Here is a 12,656-nt window from a genome sequence, read left to right as displayed (position 1 = left end):
TAAAATATACTTATATAAGTATTCATGACTGATAGGGAACAAGAAGACAATTAATAATATCAATCCATATAAAACAAAGTGATTGAAATAATATGATAACATGGCATTATTATTCAAATAAAATGTAATAGTAAATGAAAGTATCATAAAATACATATAAAACACAAGTTTATAGTTTCTAAAAATCTTCAATTGAAATTTATTTATCATGAACAATAATGGAATGAACAAATACTCTATTGCCATGTTAAAAGAGATACCAAATAACCAATTCAAACCTATTTGATAAATATTTAAAAAGACAATCAATGATATTATGAAACTATTTATTTTTAAAACTGCAGTATTATCGACTCTTATAGACATATATTTCACCAAAGATTTTCCTTATTAATTATTTTTCTCTGATATTCTAATTACAAGTAATTCCTCTAAAAATAACAATTAACTTCTACTCTGCTTCTGCTAAAATATGCATTATTTTTTTATAAGAACTTTCTACTGATGTTTGATCTTTTTTTATACTATTGATCAACCTATTATTGTTACTATTAAATAAATTATGCATTATTTTGTTTGAAATCTCTTTTATATTATCGACATCATTAATCAAATCATTTGCTTCTAAACCATTAATAATCGCTTTTGCCCCAACATTCTGTGAAATGAGCAAATTACAACCGCCTATTAAGGCTTCCATTGTTGCAAGGCCAAACGTTTCAAATTCACTATTTTGAATATACAAATATGATTTTTTGTAATAAGATTCCATATCTTTTTTTGCTACCTTTTCAATATACTGCACAAAAGGATATGACTTAATTTTATTAGTATCTTTTCCAACAGCCCCTATAACTATTAGCTTTAAATTAGAATTCTTATGTGTATTCAAATAATCAATAGCTTCACAAACTACTTTAATTTTTTTTAAAGGGACACCTCCACCTACACATAATAATGTTTTAGGTTCCCTTTTTACATTCTCATAATCCGATGCTTCGATCATCCCCCAATCAATTCCATTATTTACAAAAGTTAATTTGTCAATCCACTGAGGATAACTAACCTTTATGGATTCCATAAAATTTTCTGATACACAAATAGTAATCGGTGCCACTTTTAATGTTTGTTTCTCCACATTAATCAATTTAGAGTTAGAATTTTGATTTATTTTACCTTCTAACAACGCGCTCCCATGCATTAAATATGCTGATTTTTTTCCCAGTAATTTTGCAATTTTGAATCCAATAATATTAATTTTTGACAAACCTGAAAAAAGGACTGCATCAGACTTCCTTATCTTTGAATACAATTCTATTATCCTTTTATACAATTTAGTTTCCATTGAATATAATGTATTATTAGGCATATATTTTTTTAACGCTTTGTTAACACTAGCTGGCCCATTGTCACTATCAAAATCACCTACAAAAAATAACTTCAATTTGCTTCACTCCAAATACTTGCTTAAATTATGTCGATTACTTCATAAAAATTATATATTATACTTAATAAAAATATATAATTTTTATACCCTTGCCTACCTAACATTATCTAGCATTCTTCTATCTATGGATACTGAGATAATTTTTATGACCTTTATACATACTGTTAATTGCCTTAATGAAATTTGTTTCATGTCGATATAACTTATACTTACGAATAGCAAACTGCCATATTAGAAAGTGATAAAATTTATTACTTAATGCAGTAAACATTGCTCCTTTATCCCAAAACAACTTATCATTAAAACCATTAAACCAAGTTGATTCATCACTATTATCAATAGATAATATAGATACAGGTTCAAAATGAATTTTCAACCCTTTTTTTAGACATTCAAAAAGAAAAATGTTCTCTTCTCCACACTGATAATAAGAAGAACCAGTTCCAAATAACTCATCAAAATAGATGTCATTCTCTATTATGGATTTTCTTCTAAAAGTAATTTGTACTGAAGATACTTTCATCACATCTATATATCCAAGGCTTTTCGCTTCTTTGTAAAATTTTTTCTTATGTCTTCCATCTGTATCGTAACAAAAAATTATTACATCTGCTTCTGCATTTTCTTCATATGCTGTTTTTATTTTATTTGTATAATCATCATGATAAAATAAATCATCATCACAAATCACACAAATATCGCCACTTGAATTTTTAATTGCCATATTTCTGCTTTTACTCAATCCTTTATCATGCACATTAATAAATTTAAGTTTTTCCTCATCCAAATTCCGTGGGATTTGGATGTTATTATCTGTCAACTGATTTATAATCACTGCTCTATCTTTTATATTCATACGATGAATCAAATTATAATTTGTTTGATTCATCGTGGATACTAACATTTCTATATTCATAATTACTCCTTTTTTATTAGGTACCATTCCAATTTTACATATTAAACTCTTAATAATTTATCCCTAACATAATTGTTAAAAAGTACATACCAAATAAGCAGTACATACTACCATAAACATTGATATATTTTTTCTTTTATATCCCTAATGGATATGCTTTTCTCCAATAAGGTTTTGATTTTACATTTATTTCCTCAAATATTTTAGTGATGTATTACAAATATACATCACTAAACATTGCATTGATTTTAAAAAACTAAGTTTTTGATTTTTCCTATATATATTCCAAGTCCATATAATGGTTTTGAATTTATTTGAACTTAGCGAATTATTTGATTTTCTATATGAAGCTAAATTTTCATTTACTCCATAAGCTATAACTCCACTTTTCATGATACTCAACCACGTTGCATAGTCCTCATGTCTTAAATCTGGCATTTCGATATCTCCAACCTGTTCTTTATCAATCATAACTGTCAAACACCCTATTGGGTTACCACCTCTTAATAACCTATGATAGTCAACAACACTAGGCGCCTCGATTATTTTATTAAACGTTGTCCCATCTTCATTCATCCATTCATAACTTGAAAAGGAGAAAACATAATTGTTTTTCTGCATAAAACTTAACTGAATTGATAATTTATTAGGATGCCACAAATCGTCACTATCTAAAAAAGCAATATATTTCCCATTAGCGGCCTTTATGGCTGTATTTCTAGCAAAAGTAACTCCCCTATTTTCATCTAGAGCTATTAGCCTAATCCTTTTCTCGGACTCCATATATTGTTCAATAATTAATCGACTGCTATCTTTGGAGCAATCATCAACAATTATTAATTCCCAATTAGAATAATTCTGATTTATCACAGATTCAATGGTATTTCTCAAATACTTTTCAGCATTATAGACTGGAGTAATAATTGAAACCAATTCTCTCATATACATTACACCTCTAAAATATATCTTTTTTAACTATTAACATTCTAATATAAAATGTTATTTAACTTTTTAGTTTTTCTATAAGGTACCCTCTACTCTTCTTACCTAGCGCCCTCTCCAGTAAAAATAACCTTAATAGTTTTAAATATTATTTTTACGTCCATAAATAGGCTTAAATTTTTTATGTAGTAAATATCAAACTCTAATTTTTCCTTTGGTGAAATATCATATCCACCATTTACTTGTGCCCACCCAGTAATCCCTGGTTTTACAACTATACGATTTTTAAATCCAGGGATTTCTTTATTAAATTGTTCAGTAAATATTGGTCTTTCTGGACGAGGTCCTACCAAACTCATATCACCTTTTAGCATATTAATTAGTTGCGGTATCTCATCAATTCTAGTTCTTCTAATAAAAGCACCTATCTTTGTAACACGAGCATCATTTTTCTTCGCCCATTGTGCTCCATTTTTCTCAGCATCAATATACATTGACCTTAATTTTATTATATTAAACACTCTTCCGTTTAATCCCACACGCTCTTGAAGAAAAAAAGCCGGGCCATTTGACTCAAGTTTTATAGCTAAAACAAAAAGTAACAATATCGGCGAAAGAATTACAAGACCCAGTAATGCCATAAGAAAATCAGCCGTATTTTTTAAAGTAAAATAAATGTAATGATTAGGAAGGTTAATATTAGTTTCAATTGTTTCATCTAGGGGATATTTTTTCATTTCTCTCATAGCCATATAATGCTGCACCTCTTATTCTATCTAAAATTATCCAATCTGTTTTGAAATAAATTGCTAATATACTCTATAAGTTCTTCTCTTAATTGAGCATTCTGCAACCCAAACTCTAGGTTTGTAGTAATAAAACCCAACTTCTCCCCAACATCATAACGTATTCCTTCAAAGTCATACGCGAATACTCGTTGAATCTCATTTAATTGTTGAATTGTATCCGTTAATTGAATCTCTCCACCGGCACCTGTTTGCTGGTTCTCAAGAAATGTAAAAATCTCCGGTGTTAATATGTAACGACCCATAATTGCTAAATTTGATGGTGCTGTTCCTTGAGCTGGTTTCTCTACAAATTGACGCACTTGATAACGACGGTCATTTTGTTCGATTGGATCAATGATACCGTAACGATGTGTCTCATTTTCTGGTACTGTTTTTACACCAATAACAGATGATTGTGTTTCCTCGTATTGGTCCATTAATTGACGTAAACATGGTGTTTCGCCTTGGACAATATCATCACCAAGTAACACGGCAAATGGCTCATTTCCAATAAATTTACGCGCGCACCATACTGCATGCCCTAAACCTTTTGGTTCCTTTTGTCTTATGTAATGAATATTAATTTTTGAAGATGCTTGTACTTTTTCAAGCATTTCATACTTCCCTTTTTCTAAAAGGTTTTGTTCTAGTTCAAAAGAATGATCGAAATGATCTTCAATGGCACGTTTTCCTTTTCCAGTCACAATAATGATATCTTCAATACCTGATTCTATCGCTTCTTCTACTATGTATTGAATTGTCGGTTTATCGACGATAGGTAACATTTCTTTCGGCATTGCTTTCGTCACTGGTAAAAATCTTGTCCCAAGACCAGCAGCTGGGATAATCGCTTTTCTTACTTTTTTCAATTATAGGCCCCCTATAAATCTATTTATTAACATGTAACAATAACAAAAACCCTACCTATAGAGTCATACTTATAACTCCATAGGTAGAGTTTCTATTAGAAATAAATTATGGGCATCCAACCCATCCTCACGTCATACTCCCGACGACAAGCGTCTAAGGTAGGTTCGAAAATAAATTTTCTACCCACAGCACGACCGAGTGCCTCCATTGATAACGGTTAGGAGACATCACCAGTTCCTTATTTAAAAAATACCGAACAATCTTTTACGACGGATTTGTTCTGGATCTTCTTTGTAAATTGCCTTCCCGCTAATTAATAAATACGGATTTTCTTTTAAATCACTCATAACATTCATCCCGAATTCTTTCTCAATTAATTCATAGCTTTCCGCTAAATGAAATCCTCTTGACGTTGTGTTATGTGCATCTGAAGCGACCATATGTGTTAAATTATGTTCTACAAGTTGAAGTGAAAACTTTTTAATTTTTTTACCGAATTTCCCTAATAAACTACCCGCCGTTACTTGCGTTAATGCCCCTTTATTTACAAGGTTATATAACTTATCTGGCCGCTCGATTAACTCGGCATTACGTTCTGGATGAACAATAATTGGAATCATTCCCTTTACACGTAATTCGTATAATAATTGTTCAGCATAACGAGGTACGTGATTCGATGGAAATTCAATGAATATATATTTATTTGTTTCATTTAAAGTAACGATTTTACCAGCTTCATAGTCTTCTAATAAATCACCATATAACCTGACCTCTTGCCCCGGTAAAATAGTAAGTGGAATATTATATTGTTGTAGTTCATCATTTAGTTGTTTTACGTGATGAATAATTGAGGTACGTTCATTTACATATTTGCCATTTTGATGATGTGGTGTAGCAACAATGGTATGTATTCCTTCTGCTACGGCTTGTTGCGCCATTGCTAAACTATCTGTTACTGTCTGTGCACCGTCATCGATGCCATGTAAAATGTGACAATGTAAATCAATCATTTATTTTATCCTCCCTCTCTCATATAAAAATCTTTTTTCCCTTGAATATGAGAAATCTCATATTCAAGGGAAAAAAGGAGATATGTTCAAGGGAAAAAAGGAGATATGTTTCAACCATATCTCACTCTTTTAATTAGTTTGCACCGTAGTAATAATATAAGCCTTCTTCACGTTCACGATCGTTCAGAACAACACCTAACAATTTACCTTTAGCCGATTCTAACAATCCTTTTGCTTTTACTGCTGTTTCTTTCTCTGTTGATTCACTACGAACAACAAGAATAGAAGCATCACATATATTTGCCATAATTTGCGCATCAGTTACAGCTAAAATTGGTGGCATATCAAAAATAACTAGATCGTACATACTGTATGCTTGTCCAAGAAGTTCTTTCATTGATTTTGAACCTAACAATTCTGCCGGGTTTGGTGGGATTGGACCACAAGCTAAAAAGTGTAGATTGTCTACAGATGTCGTTTGTACACATTTTTCTAAACGTTCACTATGTGTTAATACGTTTGTGAGTCCAAAAATATTATCTACTTGGAACATTTGATGCATTGCTGGTTTACGCATATCTGCATCAATTAATAATACTTTTTTCCCTTGTTGAGCAAACACAACTGCCATATTTGCTGTCGTTGTCGTTTTCCCTTCACTTGGGTTCGCAGATGTTACCATTAGTGAATGTAAATTCGTATCAACAGCTGCAAATTCAATATTGGTTCGAATATTACGATATTGCTCTGAAATTGGTGATTTCGGTTGTTGATGAGCAATTAATTGACGACGCTGACGATGATTCTGTTTCTTTTTAAATAAATTAAGAGCCAATTGTTTGTCCCCTCACTTTTCTTGATGATGGAGCGTGCGATTTCACGTTCATTGTTTCTTCATCCATACGAGCAACGATACCTAACACTGGTAATCCAAGTAAGTTCTCAACATCTTCTTCTTTTTTCACTGTGTTATCTAAGTATTCTAGTAAGAATGCAAGACCAATTGAAACCATTAAACCAATAACGAAAGCGATTGCTACATTTAGCATTGGACGTGGTTTAATTGGAGATAGATTTTCTGCAACTTCTGCTTTTGATAACACTGTTACGTTATCAACACTCATAATTTTAGCAACTTCACCTTTAAACACTTCTGCAGTTGTATTAGCAATATCACGAGCTAGTTTTGGGTCTTTATCTTGCGCAGTTACCGCCACTACTTGTGAGTCTTTCTCATTAGCTACTTCAATTTTATTGTTTAGCTCTTGTACTGTTATATTTAAACCTAGCTTTTCTTTCACTTGATCCAAAATAACAGGGCTTTTAATGATAACCTTGTATGTATTTGTTAATTGAATATTTGTTTGTACCTCATTGTATTGAATAGCTGCCCCTTCTTGCTTCTTCTGGTTAACAAGAATCTGCGTCGAAGATTGATAGATTGGTGTCATAAAGAAGAAGCTAATGATAGCACTTACTATAGCTGCACCAAATGCGATTACGAGGATCATTGCTAAACGTTTTTTTAAGATATGAAATAACTCTTTTAAACTAATTGTTTCTTCCATAAGTTCCTCCAACTTTCTAAAATTTACACATAGGAAAAATTATAACATATAAATCTTACATTTTTTATTTTTAATAATTCAGTTCTATATTTGTTCACAAGAAACAAGTTTAATCTTACAAAATAATCTTAAATATGACAACACATTCCAATGATTTTCCAAATTATTTATCATATCATGTTTTTTATGCTATGTAACTTGAGAAATAAATTTCAAAATGAGAAAAAAGCCAACAAGTATTCCTTATTGGCTTTTTTCTATTTTAGTAATAACCATACTGCTCTTTTTCTTCTCTTTTATCGTTTAAAACGACTCCAAGTATTTTTCCTGATGCTTTATCTAATATTTGTTTCGCTTTTACGATTTTATCTTTTTCTGTCTTTTCACTGCGTACAACGAGTACGATTCCATCACATTTATTCGCAAGTATTTGTGCATCCGTAACCGCAAGGACAGGTGGTGTGTCAATTAATATAATATCAAACATGTTATATGCTTCTAGCAACGCCTCGTCCATTGCCCGGCTTCCTAATAGTTCTGCTGGGTTTGGCGGGATTGGACCTGCTGCCATTAAGTATACGTTCTCTATATCTGTTTTTTGAATGCATTGCATAAGTTTTGCTTGTCCTGATAATAAGTTCGTTAACCCATTTGAACTATGAATGGCAAATAAGTTTTGTATCGTCGGCTTACGCAAGTCAGCTCCAATTAATAAAACTTTCTTTCCTTGCTGTCCGAAAACAACTGCTAAGTTTGCGATTGTTGTTGTTTTCCCATCACCTGGATCTGCTGAAGTAACAATGATAGAACGAACATGATTATCTACAGATGTAAACTCAATGTTTGTACGAATGTTACGGTATTGTTCTGTAATACGCGATTTAGGCTCTTTATGTGTAATTAATTGTCGTAATGGTTTTCTTTTCTTTCTCCCGAACATATTCATAATCTCCTTTTGTGAAATGCGACATTTCCCTTTTCTCTCTTTTATGCTCGATTTCATACGTCTAATTAATATTCTTGCTGAGTTCCCCACATTTCATCATAATCAATAACATTCTACTTTGTCTTATTTAAGTACCTTAACAATATGACAATGCCCTTATTTCTTTATTACCTTTATCACTTATCCTGTTTTCTAGATAAATAATAAAGTAAGTATATGGTAATTTCCATCTATTTACAAGTTATTTTCTGATTAGTTTGTAAATTATCGTTTCATCGTTATATAGCAGAAATTAAAAAATCTCCTTGTCTTTTCACAAGGAGATTTTTTAATTTCTATTCTTTTTTATCACCAATCGCAAATGTAATTTCTGCCTCACATGCAACTTCACCATCTACTGTTGCGATTGCTTTTCCTTTTCCAATCGGGCCGCGTACGCGTGTCATTTCTACTTCTAGACGAAGCTGATCACCTGGTCGTACTTGTTTTTTGAAACGGCAATTGTCGATACCTGCAAAGAAAGCAAGTCTTCCGCGGTTTTCTTCTTTCTTTAATACTGCAACTGCTCCAACTTGCGCTAATGCTTCTACAATAAGTACACCAGGCATAACTGCATAGTCAGGGAAGTGTCCGTTAAAGAATTCTTCGTTTGCGGATACATTTTTAATCCCAACCGCTCTTTTTCCTTCATCTACTTCTAATATTTTATCAACAAGCAAAAATGGATAGCGGTGAGGAATGATTTCTTTAATTTGTTCTATATTTAGCATGTAACAATCGCCCCTTTTGTAATATTGGTCTTACCACTCGGACATATTGCTATTATCCCATTTTGTTTATTGTTTGTCATTACAAAGTAACATTTTATATTTAGCACAGCTTCCTAAAAAAAATGCACACACTCTATTCCATTAAAATAGTTGCACATTTTTGCAACTGACACGGAGGTGGAAAAGAGTGTATGCCCAAATTAGGGAAAGGCAATATGTATTGAAACATTATTTGCCTTAATGTCGTATTCGACTCATTATATTATAAACGTTTTCAAATAAGGAAATATTAAATTTAACCATATATATGAATATTTTACCTGTTTCCTTCATATTTCTCTATTTTCCTTCCATTTTCGCAAAAAATCAAAATAAAAAAATACAAAAACGAAAAAAAGAACTAAGGCATTAGCCTTAGTTCTTTCAAATTATCTCAAAGCACGCTTTGGTAATCTGTCGATATTCTCTAACATAATACCTGTACCAACCGCAACGCAGTGCATTGGGTTTTCAGCAATTAATACCGGTACTTTTAGTTCTTCTGCTAGAAGCATGTCAATACCGTGTAGTAAAGCTCCACCGCCTGTTAGAATAACACCGCGGTCGATGATATCTGCAGATAATTCTGGTGGTGTGCGCTCTAATACGCCTTTTGCAGCTTGTACAATAACAGCTGCATTTTCTTTTAATGCTTCTGTAATTTCTTCAGAGCATACTGTAATTGTACGTGGTAAGCCTGTTACCATGTCACGTCCGCGAATTTCAAGTTCTTCGCTACGTGCACCTGGGAATACTGTACCAACCTTAATTTTAATATCTTCTGAAGTACGTTCTCCAATTAATAGCTTATACTTACGTTTAATATAGTTTAAGATCTCCATATCAAACTTATCGCCAGCCATTTTGATAGAGGAAGAGGTAACAATATCACCCATAGATAGTACAGCGATATCTGTTGTACCTCCACCAATATCAACAACCATGTTACCGCTTGGTTGGAAGATTTCCATACCAGCACCAACTGCGGCTACTTTTGGTTCTTCTTCTAAAAATACTGTTTTACCACCTGAACGTTCAGCAGCTTCACGAATTGCTTTTTGTTCTACTGATGTAATATTTGTTGGACAACAAATTAAAATACGAGGTTTTGAAAAGAAGCTCTTTACGTCCAATTTGTTAATGAAATACTTTAACATTGCTTCTGTAATTTCGAAATCTGCTATTACACCATCTTTAAGCGGACGAATTGCTACAATATTACCAGGCGTACGTCCCACCATACTTCTCGCTTCTTCACCGACTGCTAATACTTTACCACTATTACGATCAATTGCCACAACAGATGGCTCGTTTAATACAATACCCTTACCTTTAACATGAATTAATACATTAGCCGTACCTAGGTCAATTCCGATATCTCGCGCAAACATTCCCGTTTTTTCCTCCTCGATATTCAAAATCAGGTTACACCCGAATTCTTTTCACCTAATTTCTGATTTTATCATAAATTTAACAGAAACGTAATATTCGCAAAAAGAATTCTTCTGAAAAATATTACCGAATGTGAACGGAATGTTTGCTACTGTAACATTATTGACGTACAGGCTTCTCTACATCTTCTTTTCTATACTTTTGTTTTGTTGCTTCTCCACCTCTTAAATGACGAATAGACTTATGATAATCAAGAATTTCTTTTACTTCATTTGCGAGCTCTGGATTAATCTCTGGTAGACGTTCTGTTAAATCTTTATGAACTGTACTCTTTGATACCCCAAATTCCTTTGCAATGACACGCACTGTCTTTCTTGTCTCCACGATATACTTACCAATCTTGATAGTTCTCTCTTTGATGTAATCGTGCACACCACTCGCCTCCCTAATTTGGATGTGAGAAGGGTGAAATGAGCCTCGCTGCATACGACTAAGAAGTAAGTGTGAGTGCTGTTTGTAAGCGTTAAACATTCTTGGATTTATAATGAAATGATTCACGATTTCTCACCTCAAACACTCTCTTTGCTTTGGTTTATACCATTGTATTGCCCGCACTACTGATATATGCTACATGTTCACTATTTTTGCGGACTAAGTTAAGAAAAATTACGTTTTTTTGTGAGAAATACGTTAAAACTGACTATTATGGCCAAAAAAAATGACACCTTGTATAAAAGGCGTCATTCTTCTCGTTCCAATTCTTCTTCTAACAACTGATGGTGGGGAACCTCTTTCTTACCGGCAATATAATAATATAAAGTGAATAAAACAAACAATAAAATAATAGCAGTCGACAGAACAAATAAAAATGACACAGTATCCCCTCCCTTTTGTAATATATATTCGAGAATCTCGTCATTTTTCCTTGTTTTTGCAACTTTTTTCTCGAAATTGATTATTTTTATATAGAAATAAAAAAATCAGCTCTCCTAGTGAGAACTGATTTTTTCACTTTCTTATTCTTGTGAAGAAGAATCGTTAGATGATTGTGTAGAACCATTTGTTGATTTTTCTTCTTTCTTCGGTTCTTCTTTTTTGTCACTAGTTGAACCGCTTGTTGATTTCTCTTCTTTTTGAGACTTGTCTTCTGTTTTATTTTCTGGTTTCGTGCTCGTTGACTTCTCTTCTTTTTGAGATTTGTCGTCAGCTTTTTTACCAGAAGCATTCGTAGCTTTTGCAGCACCTGCATCAGCTTTAATTTCTGTTACTGATTTATTTAAGTAACGTTCAGGATTCACAGCCACATTGTCTTTACGTACTTCAAAGTGAACGTGAGAGCCTGCCTCTTTATTCATTGCACTTAGACCGGATGTTCCTAATACTTCACCTTGTGCAACTCTTGCACCTTTTTCTACTTTCACACTGCCTAAGCTTTGATAAGATACCGCTACACCATTTCCACTATCAACTGTTACAACATAACCAAGAAGTGAATCTTTTTCAGCTTTCGTTACTGTACCACTTAAAGCAGCAGCAACATTGAACTCTTTCCCATTCTTCGCAGCAATGTCAATTCCTTTGTTCGGGGAATATGTGTTGTTATAAAAGACAAGTGCTTTTTCTTGTTCCGCCTCAGTTGCTGCATCTTCATAGAATTTCTTCTGTACGACTACTTCCGCATTCGCGGCAGCTGGCATTTTCACTACTTCTGAAGATTTCGTTACTGGTACTGCTGGATCTTCCGATTGTGTATACGGTGTTGCTTGATCGTGGTTTGGAGTCTTCTTCGGATTAGCTCCTTGGAACCATAGCGCAACCATTAAGATTACCGCTGCACAAGCAATGTATAGTGCCGGAAACACCCATCTTTTCTGAAATAAATGTACTACCTTTTGCGACTTTTTATTATTTCTTCCTCGCATTCCATCATCACCTCAGCAATCATTTTGAACAATATTCACGTATCCT

At 32.9% G+C, this 12,656-nt stretch carries 14 protein-coding genes; all 14 read right to left on the bottom strand.

Annotated elements, in window-relative coordinates:
• Positions 1 to 451: 451 nt before the first annotated feature.
• The gene (locus tag DN403_RS04700; RefSeq protein ID WP_042596747.1) at positions 452 to 1,444 is read right to left on the bottom strand and encodes a glycosyltransferase family 4 protein; all 993 of its coding nucleotides are present in this window, start codon (positions 1,442 to 1,444) and stop codon (positions 452 to 454) included.
• A gap of 121 nt (positions 1,445 to 1,565) precedes the next feature.
• Positions 1,566 to 2,363 (bottom strand): glycosyltransferase family A protein, encoded by a 798-nt coding sequence (locus DN403_RS04695; protein ID WP_016079675.1) that lies wholly within the window; start codon positions 2,361 to 2,363, stop codon positions 1,566 to 1,568.
• Between the two features lie 186 nt (positions 2,364 to 2,549).
• Positions 2,550 to 3,305, bottom strand: coding sequence for a glycosyltransferase family 2 protein (locus tag DN403_RS04690; protein WP_042596749.1), 756 nt, complete (start codon positions 3,303 to 3,305; stop codon positions 2,550 to 2,552).
• A gap of 101 nt (positions 3,306 to 3,406) precedes the next feature.
• Positions 3,407 to 4,057 (bottom strand): sugar transferase, encoded by a 651-nt coding sequence (locus DN403_RS04685; protein WP_016079673.1) that lies wholly within the window; start codon positions 4,055 to 4,057, stop codon positions 3,407 to 3,409.
• A 20-nt stretch (positions 4,058 to 4,077) separates the two neighbouring features.
• Positions 4,078 to 4,962: a UTP--glucose-1-phosphate uridylyltransferase GalU gene (gene galU / locus DN403_RS04680; protein ID WP_016079672.1), complete on the bottom strand. Its 885-nt coding sequence runs from the start codon at positions 4,960 to 4,962 to the stop codon at positions 4,078 to 4,080.
• Positions 4,963 to 5,205: 243 nt separating this feature from the next.
• On the bottom strand, positions 5,206 to 5,973 hold the full coding sequence (locus DN403_RS04675) for a tyrosine-protein phosphatase (RefSeq protein WP_042596752.1): 768 nt from the start codon (positions 5,971 to 5,973) through the stop codon (positions 5,206 to 5,208).
• Positions 5,974 to 6,106: 133 nt separating this feature from the next.
• Entirely contained in the window at positions 6,107 to 6,808 is a 702-nt protein-coding gene (locus DN403_RS04670; RefSeq protein WP_149185318.1) for a CpsD/CapB family tyrosine-protein kinase, read from the bottom strand.
• Positions 6,798 to 7,541 (bottom strand): YveK family protein, encoded by a 744-nt coding sequence (locus DN403_RS04665; RefSeq protein WP_042596756.1) that lies wholly within the window; start codon positions 7,539 to 7,541, stop codon positions 6,798 to 6,800. Before DN403_RS04665 ends, DN403_RS04670 begins: the two co-directional genes overlap by 11 nt.
• 262 nt (positions 7,542 to 7,803) lie before the next feature.
• Positions 7,804 to 8,481, bottom strand: a complete 678-nt coding sequence (locus DN403_RS04660) for a CpsD/CapB family tyrosine-protein kinase (RefSeq protein WP_000467944.1) — start codon at positions 8,479 to 8,481, stop codon at positions 7,804 to 7,806.
• A 341-nt stretch (positions 8,482 to 8,822) separates the two neighbouring features.
• The gene (fabZ, locus tag DN403_RS04655; RefSeq protein WP_000931959.1) at positions 8,823 to 9,257 is read right to left on the bottom strand and encodes a 3-hydroxyacyl-ACP dehydratase FabZ; all 435 of its coding nucleotides are present in this window, start codon (positions 9,255 to 9,257) and stop codon (positions 8,823 to 8,825) included.
• A 428-nt stretch (positions 9,258 to 9,685) separates the two neighbouring features.
• Positions 9,686 to 10,687: a rod shape-determining protein gene (gene mreB / locus DN403_RS04650; protein ID WP_000457978.1), complete on the bottom strand. Its 1,002-nt coding sequence runs from the start codon at positions 10,685 to 10,687 to the stop codon at positions 9,686 to 9,688.
• A gap of 160 nt (positions 10,688 to 10,847) precedes the next feature.
• A complete protein-coding gene (gene spoIIID, locus DN403_RS04645; RefSeq protein ID WP_000544012.1) occupies positions 10,848 to 11,120 on the bottom strand; it encodes a sporulation transcriptional regulator SpoIIID in 273 nt (90 codons plus the stop codon).
• A 308-nt stretch (positions 11,121 to 11,428) separates the two neighbouring features.
• The gene (locus DN403_RS04640; RefSeq protein WP_000008903.1) at positions 11,429 to 11,563 is read right to left on the bottom strand and encodes a hypothetical protein; all 135 of its coding nucleotides are present in this window, start codon (positions 11,561 to 11,563) and stop codon (positions 11,429 to 11,431) included.
• 141 nt (positions 11,564 to 11,704) lie between these two features.
• Positions 11,705 to 12,610, bottom strand: coding sequence for a stage II sporulation protein SpoIIQ (gene spoIIQ / locus DN403_RS04635; protein ID WP_001214924.1), 906 nt, complete (start codon positions 12,608 to 12,610; stop codon positions 11,705 to 11,707).
• Between the last annotated feature and the right edge of the window lie 46 nt (positions 12,611 to 12,656).

Origin of the sequence: Bacillus sp. AY2-1 (assembly GCF_008368965.1) — a bacterium.
In the GTDB taxonomy this organism is placed as follows: Bacteria; Bacillota; Bacilli; order Bacillales; family Bacillaceae_G; genus Bacillus_A; species Bacillus_A thuringiensis_S.
Note: the sequence above shows the minus strand (reverse complement) of the source record. Positions and strands in the feature narration are given on the sequence as shown.

What these genes read in the sequence shown, in the direction of transcription:
- mreB (WP_000457978.1), bottom strand. Translation starts at nt 10,687, where the DNA reads ATGTTTGCGCGAGATATCGGAATTGACCTAGGTACGGCTAATGTATTA.
- spoIIQ (WP_001214924.1), bottom strand. Translation starts at nt 12,610, where the DNA reads ATGCGAGGAAGAAATAATAAAAAGTCGCAAAAGGTAGTACATTTATTT.
- DN403_RS04685 (WP_016079673.1), bottom strand. Translation starts at nt 4,057, where the DNA reads ATGGCTATGAGAGAAATGAAAAAATATCCCCTAGATGAAACAATTGAA.
- DN403_RS04665 (WP_042596756.1), bottom strand. Translation starts at nt 7,541, where the DNA reads ATGGAAGAAACAATTAGTTTAAAAGAGTTATTTCATATCTTAAAAAAA.
- DN403_RS04660 (WP_000467944.1), bottom strand. Translation starts at nt 8,481, where the DNA reads ATGTTCGGGAGAAAGAAAAGAAAACCATTACGACAATTAATTACACAT.
- DN403_RS04675 (WP_042596752.1), bottom strand. Translation starts at nt 5,973, where the DNA reads ATGATTGATTTACATTGTCACATTTTACATGGCATCGATGACGGTGCA.
- fabZ (WP_000931959.1), bottom strand. Translation starts at nt 9,257, where the DNA reads ATGCTAAATATAGAACAAATTAAAGAAATCATTCCTCACCGCTATCCA.
- DN403_RS04690 (WP_042596749.1), bottom strand. Translation starts at nt 3,305, where the DNA reads ATGAGAGAATTGGTTTCAATTATTACTCCAGTCTATAATGCTGAAAAG.
- DN403_RS04695 (WP_016079675.1), bottom strand. Translation starts at nt 2,363, where the DNA reads ATGAATATAGAAATGTTAGTATCCACGATGAATCAAACAAATTATAAT.